Origin of the sequence: Streptomyces sp. NPDC004539 (assembly GCF_040610055.1) — a bacterium.
GTDB lineage: Bacteria > Actinomycetota > Actinomycetes > Streptomycetales > Streptomycetaceae > Streptomyces.
Genome location: NZ_JBEXLS010000017.1, coordinates 80,813 through 104,454, shown reverse-complemented (window position 1 = coordinate 104,454; position 23,642 = coordinate 80,813). Strand labels below are relative to the sequence as shown.

At 72.7% G+C, this 23,642-nt stretch carries 20 protein-coding genes; 7 read left to right on the top strand and 13 right to left on the bottom strand.

All coding sequences use genetic code 11. The features are described from left to right. Position 1: 1 nt before the first annotated feature. The gene (locus ABZX85_RS30820; RefSeq protein ID WP_355875592.1) at positions 2–1,543 is read right to left on the bottom strand and encodes a glycosyltransferase family 39 protein; all 1,542 of its coding nucleotides are present in this window, start codon (positions 1,541–1,543) and stop codon (positions 2–4) included. Between the two features lie 126 nt (positions 1,544–1,669). On the opposite strand from ABZX85_RS30820, the gene ABZX85_RS30815 reads away from it, so the two are divergent. Next, positions 1,670–2,350 (top strand): response regulator transcription factor, encoded by a 681-nt coding sequence (locus ABZX85_RS30815; RefSeq protein WP_355875589.1) that lies wholly within the window; start codon positions 1,670–1,672, stop codon positions 2,348–2,350. Then, the gene (locus ABZX85_RS30810) at positions 2,337–3,812 is read left to right on the top strand and encodes a HAMP domain-containing sensor histidine kinase (protein WP_355875586.1); all 1,476 of its coding nucleotides are present in this window, start codon (positions 2,337–2,339) and stop codon (positions 3,810–3,812) included. The genes ABZX85_RS30815 and ABZX85_RS30810 overlap by 14 nt, the downstream gene beginning before the upstream one ends. Here the strand turns inward: ABZX85_RS30810 and ABZX85_RS30805 are convergent. Both ABZX85_RS30805 and ABZX85_RS30800 read right to left on the bottom strand, forming a co-directional pair. Further along, complete coding sequence (locus tag ABZX85_RS30805; RefSeq protein WP_355875583.1) at positions 3,798–5,444, bottom strand: amidohydrolase; 1,647 nt, start codon at positions 5,442–5,444, stop codon at positions 3,798–3,800. The genes ABZX85_RS30810 and ABZX85_RS30805 overlap by 15 nt on opposite strands. A 36-nt stretch (positions 5,445–5,480) precedes the next feature. Then, positions 5,481–6,980: an APC family permease gene (locus ABZX85_RS30800; protein ID WP_355875581.1), complete on the bottom strand. Its 1,500-nt coding sequence runs from the start codon at positions 6,978–6,980 to the stop codon at positions 5,481–5,483. Between the two features lie 161 nt (positions 6,981–7,141). On the opposite strand from ABZX85_RS30800, the gene ABZX85_RS30795 reads away from it, so the two are divergent. Next, a complete protein-coding gene (locus tag ABZX85_RS30795) occupies positions 7,142–7,855 on the top strand; it encodes a TetR/AcrR family transcriptional regulator (protein ID WP_355875578.1) in 714 nt (237 codons plus the stop codon). A gap of 75 nt (positions 7,856–7,930) precedes the next feature. Here ABZX85_RS30795 and ABZX85_RS30790 read toward each other — a convergent pair whose 3' ends face one another. The 3 genes from ABZX85_RS30790 to ABZX85_RS30780 form a co-directional block, all read right to left on the bottom strand. Further along, on the bottom strand, positions 7,931–9,391 hold the full coding sequence (locus tag ABZX85_RS30790) for an aldehyde dehydrogenase family protein (RefSeq protein ID WP_355875575.1): 1,461 nt from the start codon (positions 9,389–9,391) through the stop codon (positions 7,931–7,933). 47 nt (positions 9,392–9,438) lie between these two features. Continuing rightward, a complete protein-coding gene (locus ABZX85_RS30785; protein WP_355875572.1) occupies positions 9,439–10,545 on the bottom strand; it encodes an NAD(P)-dependent alcohol dehydrogenase in 1,107 nt (368 codons plus the stop codon). 181 nt (positions 10,546–10,726) lie between these two features. Continuing rightward, the gene (locus tag ABZX85_RS30780; RefSeq protein ID WP_355875569.1) at positions 10,727–11,554 is read right to left on the bottom strand and encodes an IclR family transcriptional regulator; all 828 of its coding nucleotides are present in this window, start codon (positions 11,552–11,554) and stop codon (positions 10,727–10,729) included. Between the two features lie 177 nt (positions 11,555–11,731). On the opposite strand from ABZX85_RS30780, the gene ABZX85_RS30775 reads away from it, so the two are divergent. The 4 genes from ABZX85_RS30775 to ABZX85_RS30760 are packed head-to-tail and all read left to right on the top strand — an operon-like array spanning position 11,732 to position 15,817. Further along, positions 11,732–13,009 carry an FAD-dependent oxidoreductase gene (locus tag ABZX85_RS30775; protein WP_355875920.1) on the top strand — a complete coding sequence of 426 codons (1,278 nt, stop codon included), beginning with the start codon at positions 11,732–11,734 and terminating at the stop codon, positions 13,007–13,009. Next, positions 13,006–13,734 carry a DUF1365 domain-containing protein gene (locus ABZX85_RS30770; protein WP_355875566.1) on the top strand — a complete coding sequence of 243 codons (729 nt, stop codon included), beginning with the start codon at positions 13,006–13,008 and terminating at the stop codon, positions 13,732–13,734. The genes ABZX85_RS30775 and ABZX85_RS30770 overlap by 4 nt, the downstream gene beginning before the upstream one ends. Next, positions 13,731–14,993 (top strand): class I SAM-dependent methyltransferase, encoded by a 1,263-nt coding sequence (locus ABZX85_RS30765; RefSeq protein ID WP_355875563.1) that lies wholly within the window; start codon positions 13,731–13,733, stop codon positions 14,991–14,993. The genes ABZX85_RS30770 and ABZX85_RS30765 overlap by 4 nt, the downstream gene beginning before the upstream one ends. After that, positions 14,990–15,817, top strand: a complete 828-nt coding sequence (locus tag ABZX85_RS30760; protein WP_355875562.1) for a DUF1295 domain-containing protein — start codon at positions 14,990–14,992, stop codon at positions 15,815–15,817. Before ABZX85_RS30765 ends, ABZX85_RS30760 begins: the two co-directional genes overlap by 4 nt. Before the next feature lie 98 nt (positions 15,818–15,915). On the opposite strand, the gene ABZX85_RS30755 is transcribed toward ABZX85_RS30760, so the two are convergent. The 7 genes from ABZX85_RS30755 to ABZX85_RS30725 all read right to left on the bottom strand — a co-directional run bounded on the left by ABZX85_RS30755 (position 15,916) and on the right by ABZX85_RS30725 (position 23,543). Further along, complete coding sequence (locus tag ABZX85_RS30755) at positions 15,916–17,454, bottom strand: HAMP domain-containing sensor histidine kinase (RefSeq protein ID WP_355875560.1); 1,539 nt, start codon at positions 17,452–17,454, stop codon at positions 15,916–15,918. Further along, positions 17,451–18,140, bottom strand: coding sequence for a response regulator transcription factor (locus ABZX85_RS30750; RefSeq protein ID WP_355875917.1), 690 nt, complete (start codon positions 18,138–18,140; stop codon positions 17,451–17,453). Before ABZX85_RS30750 ends, ABZX85_RS30755 begins: the two co-directional genes overlap by 4 nt. A gap of 22 nt (positions 18,141–18,162) precedes the next feature. Further along, a complete protein-coding gene (locus tag ABZX85_RS30745) occupies positions 18,163–19,674 on the bottom strand; it encodes a streptophobe family protein (RefSeq protein WP_355875557.1) in 1,512 nt (503 codons plus the stop codon). A 154-nt stretch (positions 19,675–19,828) separates the two neighbouring features. Continuing rightward, positions 19,829–20,593: a response regulator transcription factor gene (locus tag ABZX85_RS30740; protein ID WP_355875554.1), complete on the bottom strand. Its 765-nt coding sequence runs from the start codon at positions 20,591–20,593 to the stop codon at positions 19,829–19,831. A 266-nt stretch (positions 20,594–20,859) separates the two neighbouring features. Further along, positions 20,860–21,153: a histidine kinase gene (locus ABZX85_RS30735; protein ID WP_355875914.1), complete on the bottom strand. Its 294-nt coding sequence runs from the start codon at positions 21,151–21,153 to the stop codon at positions 20,860–20,862. A gap of 218 nt (positions 21,154–21,371) precedes the next feature. Beyond that, positions 21,372–22,484, bottom strand: a complete 1,113-nt coding sequence (locus tag ABZX85_RS30730; protein ID WP_355875911.1) for an AI-2E family transporter — start codon at positions 22,482–22,484, stop codon at positions 21,372–21,374. A gap of 585 nt (positions 22,485–23,069) precedes the next feature. Beyond that, entirely contained in the window at positions 23,070–23,543 is a 474-nt protein-coding gene (locus ABZX85_RS30725; RefSeq protein WP_355875551.1) for a MarR family winged helix-turn-helix transcriptional regulator, read from the bottom strand. Positions 23,544–23,642 lie beyond the last annotated feature (99 nt).

Genomic DNA, 23,642 nt, shown 5'->3' with positions numbered 1-23,642 from the left:
ATCAGCCGTCGAGAGCCGTCGGAGCACACGAGCCGGCTGCACGCCCCCACGCCGATCCGGCAACTCCGTCGCCCCGGGCACGCGAAGGCGCCACCGCGGCCGACTCCTGCTCCCGGACGTAGACACCGACCCGCGCCCCGCTCACCCAGGTCGCCCGTTCCTCACGGAAACACCCCCGCAGCGTCCTCCTCTTCACCTCCTCCCGCGCATCACCCACCGAACGACCCCCCGCCCCACCCACCACGACGATCCGATCGAACTCCAGCATGCGGGCCGCGATCTCACGGGCCGGCACCTCGACCCCCACCAGCGTGTGCGACGAAACCCCGTCCCGGGCCAGCGCGAGGTCCGTGAGGAACCCCGTGTCCTCAGGATCGGCCGAGGTCAAGATACGGTGCTGCTCGGTGAGATAGAGCAGCCCGTCCCCGACACGCCCTTCCGCGCGTACGGCCATGGCGACGCCGGTGGCGTTGTTGGTGCGGCTCTGCGGTGTGCGGAGTGAGAGGCTCGGCGGCACGAGCATCGCGAGCACGGCGACCCCCGCGATCCAGGTGACACGGGGAGACAGCCACCGCCGCTGGAGAAGGTCCGTCCAGGCGCCCAGCAGCAGGGCGATCCCGATGTTGCTGTAGAGCACGTACCGGTCGACGAACAGCGGCTTGACCAGCGAGGCGAGCAACAGCAGGAGACCCGGCAGCACGAGAAGCGGCACGGCCAGCGCGACGAGCCGTCCGGGCACCCTCAGCCCGAGGGCGCACGCCACCCCCACGACCGCCATGACCAGCAGGTGGTTGAGCCGCACCGGCCCGTCGATCCACGCCACCTGCCCCGACTGCCCCGCGCTGAGGACCGCCAGCGGCAGCAGTCCGGCCACCACACCCCCGGCAGCCACCACCCACGCCCTCCACACCCGCGCCGGAACCCGCGAGACGGCCAGCGTGACACCGTGCGCGAACAGTGCGAGGACCGCGAACTCGTGCAGCAGACAGGCCGTCAGCATGAGAGAGCCGTAGACCACCCACCGCCACCGGCCGCGACGGGGAACGGCGGTCACGAGCGCATAGGTGGCCCAGGTCACCAACGCGCAGACCAGCGCGTACGAACGCCCCTCCTGCGCGTACTTCTGCACCTGCGGAAGCAGCGCGAACACCGCCCCGGCCGCCAGCCCGGCACGGGGCCCGGCGAGGCGCCACCCCAGGAGCGCGACCCCGCTCGCCGCCCCGGCCATCGCCAGCACGGACGGCAGCCGCAACGTCACCAGTCCCGCGCCGAACAGCTCGAACACCGCGTGCGTCAGGGCGTAGTGGAGGGCGTGGACGAGGTCGACGTGCTGCGCGGTGAGCCATATCTGCGAGAGGTCCCGCCGCGCGACCTGGTAGGTGACCGCCTCGTCTCCCCACAGGGTGTTCTCCCGGCGGATTCCCCAGAGCCCCAGCGCGATCGTCAGCACCAGAGGCGCGAGGACGACGACCGGCCCCGGCGACGGCCGGCGGACGGCGGAAACCGTTCTGGTGACAACGGGAACACGTTCATCGACGGACATCGGCGACAGGCCCTTTCGGCGGCGAGAAGATCGCCGCCAGCGTGCCCGGACCCCGCTGACCGGATGCTGATCCAACCTGACCGGACGATCAGGAAGGCGGCCGGGCGCTGTGCGAGGCTGCACCGCATGCGCATCCTGGTGGTCGAAGACGAGGTGGACCTCGCCCATACCCTGCACACCGGCCTGACCGCCGAGGGCTACAGCGTGGACCTCGCCCACGACGGCCGGCAGGGCCTGTGGATGGCGAGGACCGGCGAATACACCCTGATCGTCCTGGACCTGATGCTCCCCGGCCTCAACGGCTACAAGGTCTGCGCCCAGTTGCGCCGCGAGGGCAACGCGACTCCCATCCTGGTCCTCACCGCGAAGGACGGCGACTGGGACCAGACGGAGGCGCTGGACACGGGCGCCGACGACTACCTGGCCAAACCGTTCTCGTACATGGTCCTCGTCGCCCGGCTGCGCGCCCTGGTCCGGCGGGGCGCCGCCGCCGCGCCGCCCGTCCTCGCCGTGGGCGACCTCTCGCTGGACGTCGCCGGGCGAGTCTGCCGCCGGGCGGGAGAGAAAGTGGACCTCACCCCGAGGGAGTTCGCCGTGCTGGAACTCCTCGCCCGCCGGGCCGGGCAGGCGGTCTCCAAGGCGGATCTGCTCTACCACGCGTGGCCCGACGAAGCCCTCGATCCGAACCTGGTGGAGGCACGGGTGAGCGCGCTGCGCAAGAAGGTGGACGCCGCGTTCGAGCGGCAGTCCCTCCAGACCGTCCGGGGCACCGGCTACCGATTGGTGGATGACCGTGAACGCGACTGAGAGACAGCGGCGTCGGTGGCCGCGTTCGACGCGGGTCCGTGCGGCTCTGGCCGCCGCCTCGGCCGTCGCCGTCATCCTCGTCGGCACCGGCTGGTGGGTGCACCACGACGTCCGCCGCCAGAGCACGCACATCGTCGAGGAGCAGGCTCGGGCGCAACGGGACTATCTCTGCGACCAGGTGAGCCGAGGTGTCGTGCCCTCCTCGGAGAGCGCCGTGCCGTTCGAGGTCGTCGCGACCGACCGGCGCACCTCTGTCGCCCGGGGCGGGTTCCTGGCCACCTCCTACCCCGAGACCAGCCATGTGCTGCCCGCCCCGTCCAAGAGCGGGGAGCCCCCTTGGAAGATGCCCGTCACCGTCCACCTGCCGGTGAACCGCAACCACAGCGCCAAGGACTCGCTCAGTGCCGCGGGCGGCACCCAGCAGGCCATGACCTGCGACATCGACGCCGCAGAGCTCAGCGGCGACAAGGCCGCCGCGCTGGGAGTCACCGCCGACGCACGGCTGCGGGTCTACGTGATGGTGCTCCCGCAAGCGACCGAACTGCTCACCGAAGCCGCCGACCGCCGCCTGTGGCCGGCCGGACTCGTCATCCTCGTGCTGGTCGCGGCCATCACCTACCTCGCCGTCCGTATCGCGTTGCGGCCGGTCGAAGCGATCCGTGTCCTCACCGCCTCGGTCACCGCGAGCGACGAACGCGTCATCGTCCCCGCCTCGGGGCGCGAGATCGCCGCCCTGGCCACCACCATCAACAGCACCCTGCAACGCCTCGACAACGCCGCCCTCCAGCAGCGCCGCTTCGTCGCGGACGCCGCCCACGAACTCCGCAGCCCCCTCACCACCCTCCTGGCCAGCCTGGAGGTCGCGCTCGCCTACCCGGAACGCGCCGACTGGCCCGCGACGGCCACCACCGCCGCCCGCCAGACCCGCCGCCTCCAGGCCCTCGCCGAGGACCTGCTCCTCCTGGCCCGCCTCGACACCCGCACCCCCACCACCGCCACGGAGCCCGTCGACCTCACAGCCCTGGCGACCCGCCTCACGGACCATCACCCCCTCGCCGACGGGCCGTTGACCCTCAGCTGCGACAGCACCGGACCCGCGTTCGCCCACGGCAACCCCGACGAATACGAACGGCTCCTGCGCAACCTCGTCGACAACGCCGCCCGCCACGCCGCGCACCGCGTCCAGATCACCGTCCGGGGCGAGAAGGACCACGTCGTCCTCACGGTGCACGACGACGGACCGGGCATACCCCCCGAGGACGCCGAGCGCGTCTTCGAACGCTTCGTCCGGCTCGACGACGCCCGCTCCCGCGACCAGGGCGGCACGGGCCTCGGCCTCGCCATCGCCCGCGACCTGGCCCACCGCCACGGAGGCACCCTCACCCTGGCCCCCCGGACCCTCGGCGCCTGCTTCGAACTGCGCGTTCCCCGAGCCCCCGACCCGGACTCAGGCGTCGGGTGACGCGTACACCCGGACCCCTTCCACGAACGTCTGCTGGACCCTCGTCGCCGCGATCTCCTCGGGCGCTCCCGCGAACGGGTCCCGGTCGAGGACGACCAGATCGGCCGCCTTGCCCGGGGTGATCGTGCCGGAGACGGCGTCCAGCCGGTTCACGTACGCGCTGCCCGCCGTGTACGCGGCGACGGCCGCGGCGAGGGGGAGGCGCTGGGCGGGGAGGAAGACCGGGGTGCCCTCGGGCGCGTCGGGGGCCGTGCGGTTGACGGCGACGTGGAGGGCCTGGAGGGGGTCGGGGGAGGAGACGGGCCAGTCGCTGCCGGCGGCCAGCACGGCGCCGGAGTGCATGAGGTCGGCGAAGGGGTACTGGCGGGCGCCGCGTTCGGGGCCGAGGAGGGGCAGGGTCAGCTCGTCCATCTGCGGTTCGTGGGCCGCCCACAGCATCTGGAGGTTGGCGGCGGCGCCGAGCGCGCGGAAGCGCGGGACGTCGTCCGGGTGGACGATCTGGAGGTGGGCCAGATGGTGCCGGGTGTCCCGGCGGCCGTTCGCGGTCCGGGCCGCCTCCACCGCGTCCAGCGCCTCCCGCACCGCGCGGTCGCCCAGCGCGTGGAAGTGGACCTGGAAGTCGAGGGCGTCCAGCTCGGTGACGTACTTCCGCAGGTCACCCGGGTCCACGAAGCTGATCCCGGACGTACAGCCGCAGGAGGTGAGGTAGGGCGCGAGGAGCGCGGCGGTACGGTTCTCGGCGATCCCGTCCTGCATGATCTTCACGGTGCCCGCGCGGAACCGCTCGGTCGTCAACTCCCGCCGCCGCTCGACCAGTTCACCGATCTGCTCGGCACCCCGCTCCCGGTCCCACCACAACGCGCCCACCACCCGCGCCGTCAGCAGCCCCTGCTCCTGCGCCGCCCGGTAGACCGGCGCCGGATCGGTCATGTTGGCGTACGACCCGACGATCGCGTCCTGCCACGCGGTGACCCCGTGCGCGTGCAGCACCCCCTGAGCCCGCAGCAGCGCCGCCAGCCGCTCGGCGTACGTGGGCTCCGGGACGAGCCGCCCGACCAGATGCACCGCGCCCTCCTGGAGCATCCCGGTGGGCCGCCCCCGCCCGTCCCGCTCGATCCGCCCGTCCACGGGGTCCGGCGTGTCCGCCGTGATCCCCGCCAGCTCCAGGGCCCGGCTGTTGACCCACGCCCCGTGATGATCCCGGTTGGGCAGGAACACGGGCCTGCCGGGTACGACGCCGTCGAGCGCGTCGGCGGTGGGGGAGCCGCCGGGGAACGCTTCCAGGGACCAGCCGCCGCCCGTGATCCACTCGACGTCCGGGTGCGCGTCCGCGTACGCCCGGACCCGGCGCAGGTACTCCGCGGGGTCCGTCGTGTCCGCGAGGTGACACTGGCCCAGTTCCAGGCCCGCGCCCACCGGATGGACGTGGGCATCCTGGAAACCGGGCAGCAGCAGCTTCCCGGCGAGGTCGACGACCTCGGTGCCCGGACCGATGAGCGCGTGCACCTCGTCGTGGCCCACCGCGACGATCCGCCCGGCCCGGACCGCCACCGCCGTGGCGTGGGGGTGCGCGGGATCGACGGTGTGGACGGGGCCGCCGGTGAGGACGAGATCGGCGGGGGACTGCTGCATGGGACGAACTCCTTGCGGGATGAGGGGAGACGGGCGTCAGGCGGGGGTCTTGTCCATGGGCAGGGTGAGCGCCTCGGCGTCCGTGCCCCGGCCGGTCGTGAAGTAGGGCGAGCGCCGGCCGTACTTGGCGACCGCCGCCATCACCAGCCCCGACAGGACGATGAGCGCGGGCAGGGAGAACATGAACCAGCCGTTGTCCGGGCTCAGTTCGAAGTGGTCGCTCATGGTCAGGTACGAGTAGCCGAGGTAGCCGCCGAGACCCAGCAGGGCCACTCCGGACACCGCCGGAACGCCCACGGCGAGCACGGCGGTGCGCCAGCCCTCGCGGCGGGCGGCTGTCCGGAAGCGGACCGCGCAGGCGAGCGAGGTCAGGCCGTAGTAGAGGGACACGACGAGCCCGATGGAGTTGACGGCCGCCAGCAGCATGTCGCTCAGCTTCGGGATGGCGACGGCCAGCAGCGCGATCACCGAGGAGACGGCCAGGACGACGGCCGTACCGGCGGCCGGGGTGCCGTAGCGGGGGTGGACCCGCTTCCACACCGGGCCCATCGTGCGGTCGCGGCCCATCGCGAGCAGGCCGCGTGCCGTCGGGATGAGCGTGGACTGCACCGAGGCCGCCGCCGAGAACATCAGCGCGACCAGGGGGAGGGTCGCCCACGGCTCCGAGGCCAGCTTCTCGCCCAGGTAGGGCAGGGCCTGCGGGCCGTTCGTGATGAGTTCGGTCAGGCTCATCTCGCGCTGGAAGGCGACCGAGGCGAACAGGAACAGGCCGAGCATCGCGAACAGGGCGATCAGCCCGCTGCGGGAGGAGTCCTCGGGGCCCTTCGTCTCCTCGGTGACGCTGAACGCCGCGTCCCAGCCCCAGAAGAAGAACACCGCGAGGACCAGGCCCTTCGCGAAGGCCGTGCCGTCGGAGATCGCGAACGGGTCGAACCAGGACCAGGAGAAGGCGTGGTCACCGGTGATCATCGCCCAGGCGCAGAACCCCAGCAGCACCGCGTACTCGAACACCAGCAGCGCGAACTGGAAGCGGGTGGCGGCGCGAATCCCGGTGACCGCGAGCGCCGCGAGGCCCAGCAGGATCACCAGGCCCACGGCCGTCGTGATCCCCATCGAGGTCGGGTCGAGGGCGACCCCCGCGACCGTACGCAGCCCCGCCTTGTTCGCGAAGGCGAGGACGACCGAACCCATGATCGCGCTGGTGTAGGCGCAGAAGACGACCGAACCGGCCACCGTCACCCAGCCGGTCAGGAAGCCCGGCCAGGGGCCGAGGGAGCGGCCGACCCAGGTGTAGCCGTTGCCGCAGTTGGGCTCCGAACGGTTCAGGCGGGTGTACGCCGTGGCGATGCCGAGCACCGGCAGGAAGGCGAGGAGCAGCAGCGCCGGACCCTGGAGGCCGACGACCGAGGCGATCGTGCCCATGCCGATGGCGATGCTCGTGGTGGCGGCGGTGCTGGAGGCGGCGACGGCCACCCCGTCCACGACGCCGAGGGAACGGCGCAGGGCGGCGGGGGCGTGCGGGGACGCGGACGACATGGAAAGGCTCCTCACGAAAGGGGACGGTGGAAGAGCCGCGCGGGACTGTGATGGAACACCTGGCGCTCACCTTGCGTCAATGCTGTTGACGTAAGGCCGCCGGGGCGTCTTTACTCGCCGGTGCCCGGCGGGACGTCCGCCGGAGCGGGAGGGGAGCCGCCATGTCCGGCCGGGTACCGCAGGAACGCAGACGCAGACGGCCCACCCGCTCCGGGGTCCTGCTGTCGGAGGAGCTGATCGTGGACACCGCGCTGCGGCTGGTCGGCGAGCACGGCCCGGAGGCCCTCAGCGTGCGCCGCCTCGGCATCGCCCTCGGCTGCGACCCGACCGCCCTCTACCGCTACTTCCACGGCACCGACGACCTCCTCCTCGCCGTCTGCGACCGCATCATCGGCGACGCCATGGCCGGCTTCGTCCCCGGCGACGACTGGGTCGCCTCCCTGCGCGAGATGGCCCTGCGGGTACGCGGCGGATACCTCGCCCACCCCCGCGCGGCGGCCTTCACCGCCTACCGGGTGACCCGGCGCGAGAACGAGATGCGCGCCGTGGAGACCGGCATCGCGCTGCTCCTGTCCGCCGGGTTCCCGCCCGCCGACGCCGCCCGCCTCTACCTCACCTTCATCGACACCGTCCTCGGCCACGCCGCCATGGACGCCGCCCTCCTCACCCTCCCGCGCGAACGCCGAGAGGCCGACCGGCACGCCTGGCTGGACGCCTACCAGGGGCTCGACCCCGTCGGCTTCCCCGCCCTCACCGCCGTACGCGGCGAGCTGCACCGCATGGGGCACAGCTCGTTCGAGGAGGCCGTGGACCTGCTGCTGGAGACGCTGGCGAGCCGGGCCGCGGCCCTCACCGAAGGGGACGCGCTCTCCTGAGACGGCGTCAGGCGCCGCGCCCGGCGGTCGCGGCGCACCAGCGGTCTTCGGCCGGTCTCCGGCGGGCCTTCCGGATCAGAACGGGAAGTGCGCCTGTTCGGTCGCGATCGTCACCCAGCGGGTGTCGCTGAACGCCTCGATGCCCCAGCGGCCTCCGAAGCGGCCGTAGCCGGATGCCTTGGAGCCGCCGAAGGGGGCCTGCGGCTCGTCGGCGACGGACTGGTCGTTGACGTGCACGATGCCGGTGCGGACACGCCGGGCGACGCGGAGTCCGTGGGTGGCGTTCTCCGTGATGACACCGGCGGTCAGGCCGTGGTCGGTGTCGTTGGCCTTGGCGACGGCCTCGTCGTCGGTGGCGAAGGTGTCGATCACGCACACGGGGCCGAACGCCTCCGTGGCGTACAGGCCGGCGTCCAGGGGGAGGCCGGTGAGGACGGTCGCCGGGTGGACCGCGCCCTGCGGGGCTGTGCCGCCGGTGAGGACGGTGGCGCCCCGGCTGACCGCGTCCTGGACGAGAGCCGCGACGCGTCGCGCGGCGGCCGGGCTGACCAGGGGGCCGATCACCGTGGTGGGCTCGGAGGGGTCGCCCGAGGGCAGAGCGGCCACCTTGGCGGCGAACTTCGCGGTGAACTCCTCGGCCAGCGACTCGTGCACCAGGACGCGGTCCCCGGACATGCAGATCTGACCGGCGTTCATGAAGACACCGAACGTGGCCGCGTCGACCGCGTAGTCCACGTCGGCGTCGTCCAGGACGATGATCGAGTTCTTCCCGCCGAGTTCGAGCAGGGCGGGCTTGAGGTGCCGGGCCGCGTGGGTGCCGATGATCCGGCCCACGTCCGTGGAGCCGGTGAAGTTGACGGCCCGCACCCGGGGGTCGGCGATGAGTGCCTCGGCGACCTCGGCGGCGTCGGCCCGGTCGTTGGTGACGACGTTGAGCACGCCGTCCGGCAGCCCGGCCTCGTGCAGGACGTCCGCGACGAGCAGCCCGCAGGCCACCGGGGCGTCCTCGCTCGCCTTGACGACGACCGTGTTGCCGGCGGCGAGCGGCGCCGCGACGGCCCGCACCCCGAGGATGACCGGGGCGTTCCACGGCGCGAACGCCGCCACCACGCCCAGCGGTTCGCGTATCGCGAGACCGAGGGCGCCCGCCTCCTGCGCGCTGAGCACCTCGCCGCGCGGCGAGGTGATCGCGGCGGCGGCCTCCCGCAGGATGTTCGCGGCCAGGCCCACGTTGAAGTAGGCCCAGGGCCGGGTGCCGCCGGCCTCCTGGGCCATGATCTCGGCGACCTCTTCACCGCGGGCGTCCAGGAGGTCCGCGGCCTTGAGGAAGATCGTGCGCCGCGCGAACGGGGTGACGGCGGCCCACGCGGGGAACGCCGCGTCGGCCGCGTCCACGGCCCGGGTCACGTCCTCGGGTCCGGCCGCGGCGACGGTCGCGTACAGCTCACCGGTGTAGGGGTTGAGGTCCTCGGCGGTGCGGCCGGAGAGGGCGGGCACGTCCTTGCCGCCGATACGGAGGTCACGGGAGAGAGTCATGCGGGGGCTTCTTTCGGTACGGGAACGGCTGTGTGCGGGGGCGCCGGTCAGGCGGGCATACGGACGATCGGCTTGATGGCGTCGCCGGCGTACGACGCGGCGAGGGCCTGTTCGAGCTCGTCGAAGGCGAACCAGGAGACGAGACGTTCCATGGGGAAGCGGCCCTGGCGGTACAGGTCGATGAGCGCGCCGATGAGTTCGGTGCTGCGACCGCCGCCGCCGAGGACGCCGACGACACGCTTGCCCCACAGGGTGGTGAGGTGGTCGAGGGTGAACTCGGCTCCCGCCGGGGCGCCGCCGATGAGCGCGCAGGTGCCGAGCATGCCGACCGAGTCGGCGGCCTGGCGGACGACGGAGACGATGCCGGTGCACTCCAGGGCGTTGTCGGCGGGGCCGCCGCAGATGTCGTGGACGGCGGCGACGGGGTCCGTGTCGGCCGCGTTCACGGTGTGGGTGGCGCCGAGTTCCCTCGCCAGCTCCAGGCGGGAGGCGTGCCGGTCGACGGCGATGATCGTGGTCGCGCCGCTGTTGCGGGCCGCCATCACGGCCGCCAGTCCCACCGAGCCGGTGCCGTACACCACGAGGCTGGAACCGGTGGGCGGGCGCAGGGTGTTGAGGACGGCGCCGGCTCCGGTGGACAGCCCGCAGGCGAGGGGGCCGAGCAGGTCGAGCGGGACGTCGTGCGGGACCTTGACCAGGCTGTTGGCCCGGGTGAGGGAGTGGGTGGCGAAGGACGACTGGCCGAAGAAGTGTCCGTGGAGCGTGCCGCCGTCCAGATGCCGCAGGGCCGAGGCCCCGGTCCCCGGCCGGACCCCGCCGACGAGGAGTTCCCCGAGCCGGGCACAGTAACGCGGCTCCCCGGCCAGACAGTTGCGGCACTCCCCGCACCAGGGCCAGCCGATGACGACGTGATCGCCCTCCCTCACGGACGTCACCCCGCCGCCCACCGCGACGACGACCCCGGCGCCCTCGTGGCCGAGCACGCCCGGCGCGGGAAAGGGGAGGTCGCCGTGGCGGGCCAGGCCGTCGGTGTGGCAGACGCCGGTGGCCACGATCCGGACGACGGCCTCGCCCTCGCCCGGATCGTCCATCTCCACGTCCTGGAGCCGGAACGGGCCGTCCTGCTCGTCGAACACGGCGGCTTGTACACGCATGGCGGCCTCCCACACGCAGGGAACAACTCTGTTCGCCTGGTGAATTCGCTTTCACAGATTTACGTCCGGCGGCGTGAGTCTGCGCCTGCTGCGAGGGCGTGTCAACGAAACGCGTACGTAATGTTCCGCATGCGGCGACGGCTGTTCGAGCTATTGGAACAGCGTGATCGACGGCTCCGTGTCAGACCTGAGGCCGATGGCCCAGACGTGCGGAGATCTCCAGGCCGGTGCGCCGCAGAGGGGCTTCGAGACGGGACATGACGGATTCGGCCGAGGCGTTCCGGACCGTGAGATGCACCGCGACGTTCACCGCGGCCACCACGGCACCGGACCGGTCCCGCACCGGCGCGGCCAGGGACCGCAGCCCCGGCGCGAGTTCCTCGTCGTTGGGCGCCAGCCCGGTCCGCCGGACCCGGGCCAGCGCCACCATGAGCTGCTCCCGCGCGGTGATCGTCCGAGGCCCCCGCCGGGCGAGATCCGTGCGGTCGATCAGGTCGCGCAGCGCGGCCGGCTCCTGGTGGGCGAGCAGGACCTTGCCCAGCGAGGTGCAGTAGGCCGGGAGACGGGAGCCGACATGCAGGTGCAGGCCCAGGGCGAAGGCGCCCGCACGGCTGCTGCGGCGCCGGTCGACGAACACGATGTCCGGGCCGTCCAGCACGGCCATGCTCACCGTGTATCCGGTCTCGTCCGAGAGGGCTTGCAGGAACGGCCCGGCGACCCGGGTGATCTCCATGGAGTTGATCGCCGCGAACCCGAGGTCCACGACCTTCGGGCCGAGCGAGTACTTCCTCGACTCCGGGTCCTGCCGCAGGTAGCCGAGTTTCGCGAGCGTCGCCACGTACCGGTACGTGGTGCTGCGATTGAGCCCGACCTCCCGGCCCAGCTCCGAGATGCCCAGTACCGGCCTGTTCTCACTGAACGACGAGAGCACCAGCAGGCCGCGTTCCAGAGACTGCGAGAAGGAGGGCGCGGGTTCGTCGGCTGCCGACGCCGGTGTCCGTGGGGTCATGCCGCATGGTAGCCCTGCCCGTTTCACCTACGGGAACGCCATGTCGACTGCCGTGACAGACGCCGTGGAACACATCGGCGGAACCGACGCCCGCTCCGACCAATCCGCCCTCCGACCTGTTCCGGATTACGCCTGGAACCCAGCTGACGCGGAGCGGAAGGACGGTCGATGGAGCGGATGCCGACAGGGGCTTCGGGTGTGCGGCGGACGGCGGTGGTGGGCTCCGGTGTGGCGGGGCTGACCGCCGCCTACATCCTGGGGCGCACCTGCCACGTCACCCTGTACGAGGCCGACGACCGGCTCGGCGGGCACGCGCACACCCACGAGCTGACCTCGCCGTACGACGGGCGGGTGCACCGCGTGGACTCCGGGTTCATCGTGCACAACCGCCGCACCTACCCGAACCTCCTGCGCCTCTTCGACGAACTCGGCGTCGCCACACAGGAGTCGGAGATGAGCATGTCCGTCCGGTGCGAGGGCTGCGGACTGGAGTACGCCGGAGCGCGCGGCCCCGCCGGACTGCTCGCCCGCCCCCGCCACGCCCTGCGCGGCGCGTACCTGAGGCTGCTCGCGGAGGTGCCCGCCTTCCACCGGGCGGCACGGCGCCTGCTGGCCGGGGACGGCGAACAGGACCTCACCCTGGGCGAGTTCCTGGACCGGGAGGGCTTCTCCGCCTACTTCCGCACCCACTTCATGACCCCGGTCGTCTCGGCCGTCTGGTCCTGCGACGCCGTCACCGCCCAGCGCTACCCCGCCGCCTACCTGTTCCGCTTCCTCGAACACCACGGGCTGCTCTCCGTCACCGGCTCACCGGTGTGGCGCACGGTCACCGGCGGCTCCCACGCCTACGTCGACCGCCTCGCCAAGCACATCGGCGAGATCCGCACCGGCACCCCCGTACAGGCCGTACGCCGCCACGCCGACCGCGCCGAGGTCACCGCCGGCGACCGCACCGAGTCGTACGACGCCGTGGTGATCGCGGTCCACCCGGACCAGGCGCTGCGCCTCCTCGCCGACCCCACCGACCAGGAACGGGACGTCCTCGGCGCGTTCCGCTACTCGCGCAACACCACCCTCCTGCACACCGACACCCGGCTGCTGCCCCGCGCCCGCGCCGCCCGCGCCTCCTGGAACTACCTCATGCCCTCCTGCACGGCGGGCGCCGACCGCGTCCGCGTCAGCTACGACATGAACCGGCTCCAACGCCTCGACGCCACCGAGACGTTCGTCGTCACCCTGGGCGGCGAGGACCGCGTCGACAGCGGACGGGTGCTGGCCCGCATGGTCTACGAACACCCCGTCTACACCCCGGAGTCGGTGGCCGCCCAGCAGCGGCTGCCCGAACTCGCCCGCGACGTCTGCGTGTTCGCGGGCGCCTACCACGGGTGGGGGTTCCACGAGGACGGCTGCCGCTCCGGCGTCGAGGCCGCCGCCGCGCTGGGGACACGCTGGTGAACGCCGCCCTGTACACGTGCACGATCCGCCACGTACGGACCACCCCGTCGCGGTACACGCTGCGCCACCGCACGTACATGTGGCTCATCGACCCCGACCGGCCGCCACGACTGCCGCGCCCGCTGCGGCCGTTGGCCCGCTTCGACCCGCGCGACCACTTCACCGGCGACCGGCCGTCCCTGCGCGCCGCCCTCGACGCCTTCCTCGCCGGACACGGCGTCGACCTGGAGGGCGGGCCGGTCCTGATGCTCACCCACGCCCGGGTCTTCGGATACGTGTTCAACCCGATCAGCCTGTACTGGTGCCACGGACCCGACGGCGAACCGCGCTGCGTGGTCGCCGAGGTGCACAACACCTACGGCGGCCGGCACGCCTACCTCCTGCACCCCGACGAGACCGGGACGGCCGGCGCCGACAAGGAGTTCTACGTCTCGCCGTTCCTCCCCGTTGACGGCCGCTACCGCATGCGCCTGCCGACACCGGGCCCCCGGCTCGACCTGACCGTACGCCTGGACCGCGAGGGCGCCCGCACCCTGACGGCCACCGTCCGCGGCACCCGGCATCCGGCGACCGTCCCGAACCTGCTGCGGGCCGCCCTGCGCCACCCCTGGTCCACCCTCGCCGTCTCGGCAGCGATCCGCTTCCACGGCATCCGCCTCTACCTGCGGGGCCTGCCCGTCCAGCCCCGGCCCGACGACCACCGCACCCCGGAGAACGTGACATGAGAACCGCGGACCACCGCAGCCCCGCCGACACGCCCGTCGACGCCGCCCGCTGGCCGGACGTGGCCGCCGTACCCGCCTCCTCGTGGCCCCGGACCGCCGTGACCGGCGCGCTGATCCGCCGGGCCCTGGACGGACTGCCTGTGCGGGCCCGGTTCGCGGGCCGCGACGACACGGGACGCGGCGGCCCGCTGCTGGAGGTGCACGACCCGGCGGCCTTCCACGCCCGCGTCGGCACCGGCGGCCTGGTCGGGTTCGGCGAGTCCTACATGGCCGGCGAGTGGGACGCCCCCGACCTCGTCGCCGTCCTCACCGTGCTCGCCGCGGACCTGGCCGGCCTGATCCCGGCCCCGCTGCAACGCCTGCGCGGACTGTGGGCCCTGAAGCACCCGCACGACGAACGCAACACCCCCGACGGCTCCCGCGCGAACATCAGCCGCCACTACGACCTCTCCAACGACCTGTTCGCCCTCTTCCTCGACGACACCCTCAGCTACTCCTCGGCCGTCTTCCGCGGCTTCCCGGCGAGCTGGGACCTCATGGCGGCGGCCCAGCACCGCAAGATCGACCGCCTCCTTGACCTCGCCGGCGTCGCCGCGGGCACCCGGCTGCTGGAGATCGGCACCGGCTGGGGCGAACTGGCCCTGCGCGCCGCCGCCCGAGGCGCCCACGTCACCTCCCTCACCCTCTCCGCCGAGCAGCGGGCCCTGGCCCTGGAACGCGTACGGGCGGCGGGAGTTCAGGACCGGGTCTCCGTCGAACTGCGCGACTACCGGGAGGCACGCGGGGAGTACGACGCCGTCGTCAGCGTCGAGATGATCGAGGCGGTCGGCGCGGAGTTCTGGCCGGACTACTTCCGCACCCTCGACGAACGGCTCGCCCCCGGCGGCCGGGTGGCGCTCCAGGCGATCACCATGCCCCACGACCGCATGCTCGCCGCCCGCGCCACCTTCACCTGGATTCACAAGTACGTCTTCCCCGGCGGCCTCATCCCCTCGACCCAGGCGATCGAGGAGACCGCCCGCGACCACACCGGGCTGCGCCTGACCCGCCGGGACGCTTTCGGCGCCCACTACGCCGAGACCCTGCGCCTGTGGCGGGAGCGGTTCACCGAACGCGCCGCCGAGGTCGACGCCCTCGGCTTCGACGCGACCTTCCGCCGCCTGTGGACCTTCTACCTCGCCTACTCCGAGGCCGGATTCCGCTCCGGCTACCTCGACGTCCAGCAGTACGTGTTCACGAAGGAGGACCCGGCCCGATGACGCCTGTCAGCGGCTTCGGATGGGGCCCCTTCGCGGAGGGCCTCGCGTGGTCCGCCGGCGCGGCGCTGGGCGTCATGCTGGCCACCTTCGCCGTCGCGCTGCGCGTCGGCGTCCACCGGATCGTGGACGTGGCCTGGGGGATCGCCTTCACCGCGGTGGCCGCGGTGACCTTCGCCGCCTCCGCCGGCCACGGAGACCTCGGACGCCGCCTGCTCGTGACCTCGCTGACGGCGCTCTGGGGGCTGCGGCTCGCGGCCCACATCGCCCGACGGGGCCGGGGGCACGGCGAGGACCCGCGCTACGAGGCGATGCTCGCCAAGGCTCCCGGCAGCCGCAATGCCTACGCCCTGCGCAAGGTGTACCTGCTCCAGGGCGCCCTGGTGTGGCTGGTGTCGCTGCCCGTGCAGGCCGCCCAGTACGTGCCCGCCCCGCCGTCGGCCCTCGCCTGGGCCGGGGCCGCGCTGTGGGCGGTCGGCCTCGGCTTCGAGGCGGTCGGGGACGCCCAGCTGGCCCGGTTCAAGGCCGACCCCGCCAACCGGGGAGCGGTCATGGACCGCGGGCTGTGGGCGTGGACCCGGCACCCCAACTACTTCGGCGACTTCTGCGTGTGGTGGGGCCTGTTCCTGCTCACCTGCGACTCCCCGCAGGCCGCCGCCGTCTCCCTCGTCTCCCCGGTCGTGATGAGCCTGCTGCTGACCCGGGGCAGCGGACAACGCCTCCTGGAACGGCACATGGCCGACCGCCCCGGCTACGCCGCGTACATGGCGCGCACCAGCGGTTTCCTGCCCCGTCCGCCGAAGCGGGGCGGGCGGTCGGCGTCATGACGGAGCGGCACGGCAGAACGTCGTGCGGGGCGCGGCGCTGTCGGCCACATCACGCACCGGCCCCACTCACCTGACTGGTCTCACCGACCTCACCGACCTCACCGACAGAGCAGATCGGCCTTGTGGCTGTCCGAATCCGTCGGGAGCAGGACCCGGAACGTCGTGCCGTGTCCGGGGACCGAGTGCACCTCGATGCGGCCCGTGTGGGCGGTGACGAGGGAGCGGGCGATGGCGAGGCCGAGGCCCGCGCCGCCGGTGGCGCGGGTGCGGGAGGCGTCGGCGCGGTAGAAGCGGTCGAAGATCCGCGAGAGCTGGTCGCCGGTCAGCCCCGGTCCCTGGTCGGCGACTTCGAGGACCGTGTGCCCGCCGAGGGTGCCGACGCCGATGCGTACGGCTGTGCCGGGCGGGGTGTGGGTGACGGCGTTGCCGACGAGGTTGGTGACGACCTGGCGCAGCCGGGACTCGTCGGCGAGAGCGGGGGCGGGGGAGGGCGGTCCCTCGCCGTCCGGGCCGGTGAGGGTGACGGGGCGGGCAGGGTCCAGCGCCCGTACGTCGTGGAGGGCGTCGACGGCGAGGGTGCGCAGGTCGGTGGGGGCGAGATCGAGTGCGGTCGGGTTGCGGTGCTCCGGGCCGGCCGCGGTCTGTTCGTCGAGGCGGGCGAGCAGGAGCATGTCCTCGACGAGGCGGGTGAGGCGGTCGGACTCGCGGGCGATGCGGTTCATGGTGTCGTCGATCTCGCCGGGCCGGGACAGGGCCCCCATGCGGTGCAGGTCGGTGAGGCCCTTGATGCCGGCCAGCGGGGTGCGCAGTTCGTGACTGGCGTCGGCGACGAACCGGCTCATACGGGCCTCGGACTCGGCGCGGGCGGCGAACGCGGCCTCGATCTGCCCAAGCATCCCGTTCAGCGCCGAGGCCAGCCGGCCGATCTCGGTGCCGGGGCCCGCCTGTTCGGGGACCCGCCGGGACAGGTCGCCGCCGGCGATCTCGGCGGCGGTCCGCTCGATGTCCGACAGGGGCCGCAGCCCGGAACGGACCGCGAACCAGCCCGCCCCCGCCAGCGCGCCGAGCAGACAGAGCCCGGCGACCTCGTAGATCCGCCACATCTTGTCGACGGTGGAGTCCACCTCGGCCAGGGACACGGACACCAGCACGCTGCCGGGTCCCGACAAGGTGCCTCGGGGGACGGCGATCACCCGCCACCGCACGTCCCCGCGTGTGCTGTCGACCGTGAAGGGCCGCCCGCCGTGCGCGGCGACCGCCGCCGAGGTGAGCCGGGGGAGTGCCGGACCCGCCGCGCGTTCGTCCCGGTTCGGGCCGGCCAGCGAGTCGATGCTGCTCTTCACCGCGCCGGCGTCGTCGACGTACGTGATGACGGGGTTGCCGAGCACGTCCGTGCTGAAGTTCGCGAGGCCGGGCGGAGGCGTGCGGTCGGCGCCGGTCTCCGCCGCGACCGGCGGCAGCAGCGAGAACACCTGCGCCGCCGCCCTGAGCTGGCCGTCGACGCGGTGCTCCAGGTAGGCGCGCAGGGCGTTTCCGGTGAGCAGGCTGAACGCCGTGAACCCCACGGTGAGCAGGGCGACGGCGATCAGCAGGACACGGCTGCGCAACGAGGCACGCGTCCACCGGGGGCGCGTCATGTCCGGGGTCCACGCAGCACGTACCCGACGCCGTGCACGGTGTGGATCAGCTTCGGGCCGCCGTTGTCGAGCTTGCGGCGCAGGTAGCTGATGTACGTGTCGACGATGCCGGTGTCCCCGCTGAAGTCGTACTCCCACACCCGGTCGAGGATCTGCGCCTTGGAGACCGTGCGGCCCGCGTTGACCATCAGGTGGCGCAGCAGGCGGAACTCGGTGGGCGACAGCCGCACCGGCACGCCCGCCCGGGTCGCCTGCCTGCCCTCGGGGTCGAGTTCCAGGTCGGCGACCCGCAGCAGGGCGGCCGGGTCGCCGCCGGTGCGGCGCAGGACGGCCTGGATACGGGCGATCAGCTCCTGGAGGTCGAACGGTTTCGTGACGTAGTCGTCGCCGCCGAGGTGCAGGCCGTCGATCTTGTCGCGGGTGGTGTCACGGGCCGTGAGGAACACGACGGGGATGTGCCCGCCCCGGCCGCCGGCTGCGGGAGCGTACGCCTCCCGCAGCCGGCGGATCACCTCGAAGCCGTCCATGTCGGGCAGCATCACGTCCAGCAGCACCAGGTCGGGTGAGGCCGTCCGGGCGCCCTCCAGCGCCTCCCCGCCGGTCGCGGCGGCCGTGACGGTGAAGCCCGCGTGCCGCAGCGCCGCGCACAGCAGCTCCCGTACGGTCGGCTCGTCGTCCACGACCATCAGGTTCGCGGCGCCGGACTGCTCAGCGAAGGTCAACGGGTACCTCCAAGGGGGGCTTGCGAGGGAGGATACGAGGACCGGACGTCATCGCCCGGTAAAGGAGACTGCCGGCCATCCCCGCGACGAACCCGGCGATCAGCCCGCCGGCCAGGGTCATCGGCAGACTGCCGTCGAACCGCGCCCGCGTGCCGCCCATCTCGCTGCCGAACATGCTCGCGCCGAACCGGCCGGACGCCTCCGCCAGCACACAGGCCACGCCGAACACGGCGGCCGTGACGAGCCCGAACCGCTCCGCCAGGCCGACATGAGCGGCCAGCGGTCCTCGGTAGGGGTGCAGCGGGCGCATGTGCCGCGGGTCCGCGTTCCGGGTGGCGGTGTACGCGCAGACCACCAGCGCGAGCCCGGTCACCACCAGCGCGATCAGCCACAGCGGCCAGCCGGCCACCGACACCGCCCGCAGCTGCTCGTGCCGGTCGGGCTCCACCGGCCGCTGCCCGCCGCCCAGCGTGCTCATCAGCCCGGCCAGCGGATTGCCGCCGTCGCTCTTCACCTGTTCCGTCGACTCCGTCCAGGGCGCCCCCACGCCCAGCGACAGGAACGCCGCCACCGCGTTCGGCGCCACCAGCAGGGCCGCGCCCGCCGCCGTCGCGCCCCGTCCGCCGGCCATCAGCCCGACGAAGCCCACCACCAGCAGCGCGACCACACCCACGATCAGGATCATCCGGACGACCGCCCCGAGCGCGGGCGCCCACCCGGACCGGAAGCGATCCACCGCCCCGCCCAGCGGAACCCGCACCCGCCGGCTGACCACACATCCCACCCCGAGGACCACCGCCACCCACAGCAGTGCGCCGAACGCCGCCGACCCGACACTCGCGTGGTAGGCCAGCGTCGGCTCGGACGCCGCACCCCCGCCGCCACCGAGCAGCCGGCCCAGCATCCCGCCGCCACCGGCCAGACCTCCACCACCCGCGCCCCCGCCGCTCTCGCCCCGGTTCGTCACCGACGCGGGAAGCGTGATCGTCCCCTTCGCGAGAGCCGCCAGGATCATGAGGGCGAACAGCGCCGCCGCCCCCGTCCCGGCCGCGCGCACGGCCAGTTCACCGGCGTCGAACCGCTGGTGCCGCAGCCGCCGCGAGAACAGCAACCACAGGACGACGGCCCCGACGAGCGTCACCCCGAGCGGCACCACGTCCGCCGACCCGTTCATGGCCGGACTCATCCCGCCCCCGCCGCCGAACAGGCCCGCGAGACCGGAACCCGAGGACTCCGTCGCGCCCGAGGCGTCCGGTCCGGCCGTCAAGGAGCCGCCGACGGCCAGTGCGGCGACGGCCGCCGTCAGCGCCGCCACCGATCCAACCGAGCCGGCGTCGAGCAGGGTCAGGGCGAGCGCGGAGACGACGACCATGGCGAGCACCGCGCACAGCCCGGCCACCGCGCCCTCGACGGCGTGCGCGTACCGGCCGTCGCGCGGGGGTGACACGGAACGGGGCTGCGTGGCCCCGTGAGGGCGCTGGGAGGTGGTGACAGGCATGTCGGGAGACTCCGCTTCGATTGCGGGAACGGGACGCGCCCAGCCTGTCGGCCGTCCTTGCGGAGTTCCGGAGAGGTTCTGAGAGGTTCCTGAGACCCGACCGGGCGAGAACGGGCCGGGCCCGGCAGACAGGCGGGCGAACCGGCGGCGTCTCTCAGGAAGTTCCCAGAAGCCTGGTGGCCTGCGGGGGAGCCGCTCGCGGGAGTTCGCCGCGCGAAGGCGTCGCCCTGACGGTCAGCCGGAAACCGACGCCGCGCACGGCTTCCACGCACAGCGCGTCCCCCAGTTTGTTCCGCAGGGCGGTCACGTGGGTGTCCAACGTCTTCGTCGAGCCGAACCAGTTGCTGTCCCACACCGCGGACATGATCGACTCACGCGTCATCAGTGCCCCGGCCTGTCTCGTCAGATACTCCAGCAGGGCGTACTCCTTGGGGCTCAGCGCCACCTCGGCACCGTCGAGGAAGACCCGGTGGGCACGCCGGTCGACAGCCACCCGGCCGTACGTGTCGCGCGCGGGCGGAACGCTTCGCCGATCGAGGGAAGGGGAGGCGGCGTCCAGGGGAGCCGGTCCGCCGACTCTCCGACGCACCGCTCGTACGCGTGCGACGAGTTCGCGTACGAGGAACGGCTTCACCAGATAGTCGTCCGCACCCAGTTCGAGTCCGACGACCCGGTCCGTCGCGCTGCCCCGGCCGCTGATCACGATGAGCGGCACGTCGCTGCGGTCCCGCAGCTCCCGGCACACGTCGAGACCGTCGACGTCCGGCAGGCCCAGGTCGAGCAGCACCACGTCCGGGACCGCCGCCGCGAGACCGTCCCGCCCCGTGGGAGCCCACGTCAGCTCACAGCCGTACCGTGCCAGACCGCGCATCAGGCAGCTCGCGACATCCGGATCGTCTTCGATGAGCAGTACTCGCACGTGGCTTCTCCCTCGTGGTGCGTGGAACGCCGGGGCTCCCCGACCCGCCCCGAATCTAGGTCTGGTTCGCCGCCGCACCTCGGTACCGCGGGACCCAATGCGGCATGCCCGTGTCCTACCGTGGTACCGGCACCAGGGCCGGGGGCCCGGACGAGGGAAGAGACAGAACGGCGTGCACACTCCAGCCGCTGCTTGCGTTCGGACCCGCCGTGACCGTTCCCTGGTAGAGCGCGGCGCGACGGCGGATGCCGAGAAGCCCCCGCCCCTCACCCTCCGAGGCACGATCCCGTTCCCCGGAAGGCGGCCCCGTGTCCTCGACGAGCACATGTACGGCGTGCCGCTGCGTGGTCACGGTGGCGTGGACCTCGGTATCGGAGGCGGCGTGCCGGGGCCTGTTGGCCAGGGACTCCTCGCTTCGGCTTGGTCTCCGCGAGCTCTGCCGCGCCGTCGGCCCGGACGACCACGACAGCGAGGGCGTGACCGAGGATGTCGTGCATCTCCCTGGAGATACGCGCCCGTTCCCCGGCCTCGGCGAGGCGCGCCCGCCGGTCGTGCACCATCGCCGTACGCGCGCTCCTGTCCTCCAGCACCATTACGTACGCGCGTGCCACCCGGCCAGCCCCAGGCTGGCGACGACAGCCGCCGGGAGCCCCGCACCGCAACCGGCGGAAGCGCCGGCCACTGTCCGATCCGGGGGTGTCTCCAACCAGCCTGCCGTACCGCCGCCAGGCGAGTCGACAGCCGAGCGACCGTGCGATGTTCCGGGCCGCTCAGGAGATCAAGGGGTTCCACCGGACGAACCCTTGAAGAGGTGCCGGCCACTGATACGTCTCCGGGGGTGCACCCCGATCGGTGAAAGGGGGCCAGAAGACGGCCCTCGCTCCCCTTGCTCCGCGTCACCGGCGTCGGCCCGGTACCGCCCGCGCAGCTCGGACAGCACGCCGAACGCCGCCGCGGTCATGGGGACGGAGAGGAGCATGCCGAGAATTCCGGCGACCGAGGCTCCGGCGGTGAGGGCCACGAGGACGACGGCGGGGTGCATCTGCAACGTCCGGCTCTGGATCATCGGCTGGAGCACGTTGCCCTCGACGAGCTGCACCAGGAGGACGACGCCGAGGACCCACAGCGCGGTGCCGAGCCCGCCGTCGGCGAACGAGACCAGGATCGCGACCGTGCCGGACAGGAGCGCCCCGAGGTAGGGGATGTACGCGCCGATGAACACCAGAGCCCCGAGCCCGACCGCACCCGGCACGTCCAGGACGAGCAGGGGGACGGTGATGCAGACCGCGTCGATGAAGGCGACGACGGTCGTGCCGCGCATGAAGCCCTCGATCGCCCGGAAGGCCCGCCGCGCGACGGCCTCGAAAGTCTCGCCGCTGCCCCGGGGCGCGAGCGCGTGCAGCGCGGTGACAGCTCGGTCGGAGTCACGCAAGAACATGAGCAGGATCGCGAGGGTGCCCGTAGCGGTCATCTCGACGACCACGCTCACGCCGCTCAGGATGCCGGAGACGGCTGTCCCCCCGAACTTCGACAGCAGGTCCTTCGCGTTGGCGGCGAGATCGTCCAGGGAGGTCCCCGCCACCTCGAACCTCTCGCCGAGGGACGCCGCCGCGTCACGCAGGGAGGAGATGATCTGGTCACCCGTGTCCATGAGGGCGGTGACCACGATGTACGCGGACCCGCCCATGACCACGACCACGGCGGCACAGGTCAGCCCGGCGGCGAGCGACCTGTTGACCCCCATCGCGATCAGCCGGCGATACAGCGGGCCGAGCAGGGCGGCACCGAGCAGCGCCAGCAGAACAGGTGTCACCACGGCCTCGAACGTGACACAGAACCACACCACGACAGAGACGACGCCGCTGACGAGGAGTATCAGGACACTGCCGATCGCCACGCGACGGGCTATCTCGGGCAGTGGGTCACCGGCACGGGCCGTTCGACGCGAGCCACCCCGCCTCCCGCCACCCGCGAGCCCCTCCGGGTACCTGTACATCGGACGTGTCCGGTGCACCGGCATCCGCCGCGGGCCGCGCCCGGCCTCCGAGCGGGCCCCTCGACGCTCTCCGACCTGCATGCTCACCCTGTTCCTCTCCACCTGCGTGTGCCGCCCCCGGCCCCGCCGTCCCGGACACCTCCCAGCCGTTCAGGCGGGCCTCACGAGCCCCACGTCACCGAGGAACAGGCCGAGCCTGAGGGGAAAGGGGGCCACGGAGGTACTCCCAGCGGGAGTACGGGACGAGTGGCGAGGACGGGACGGGGCTCGCTGAGCCGGGTCCGATGCTAGGTGCGGAAATCCATGCCCTGGCGGTACCGGGGAAGCGAATGTGGGGCCGGCTTCTCCTACCGTCGTACCGTCCGCGTTCGCCCTGGGGCACTCGGGCAGCCCCCGCGCGCGGCCGGTGGATCTGCCGGTGGCTGTCACGTCACCGCTGCGCGACGTGACAGTGCTTCACACGGATGCCCGCCGGTCGGCTCAGCGCGGCGCGCGGCCCGTGCGCGGCCACGGGCGGCCCGTCATCGACTCGATGTCGGTGTTGAACTGCTCCAGATCGGCGATGAAGCGTTCGAGCCTCTCGGACGTCCAGTCACCGAGGGTCTCGGCCAGCCCGGACGCCGTTCTGTCCCGCTCCGCCGTGAGGCGGTCGATTCCCTCCTGCGTGACACGGAACTTGTGCACGATGCTGCCGTTGGGATCGACCGTACGCTCGACCAGGCCGTTCTTGAGGAGGGCGGTCGTCTGGCGGTTGAGGGTGGACGACGCGAGGCCGAACGCCTCGACGAGGTCGGGGATCGACATGGGGCCCTGTGCCTCGAGCCGGCTGAGCAGAACGTACGCGCTGCGGTCCAGCCCCGCGTGCTTGCCCGGTCCACGGGGACCGGCCATGGTCATGTGCCGCATCAAGATGAGCAGTTCCCGTTCCATCCGCTGACCCTGCCGCGCGTCCACTCGTGCCTCCTCTGTTCCGTGCCCGGAATGAGCGCACCGAGCCCATCCGGATGCGGGTTCCTCTGTGCATCATACGCGCGGGTAGCATCATGTCATCGT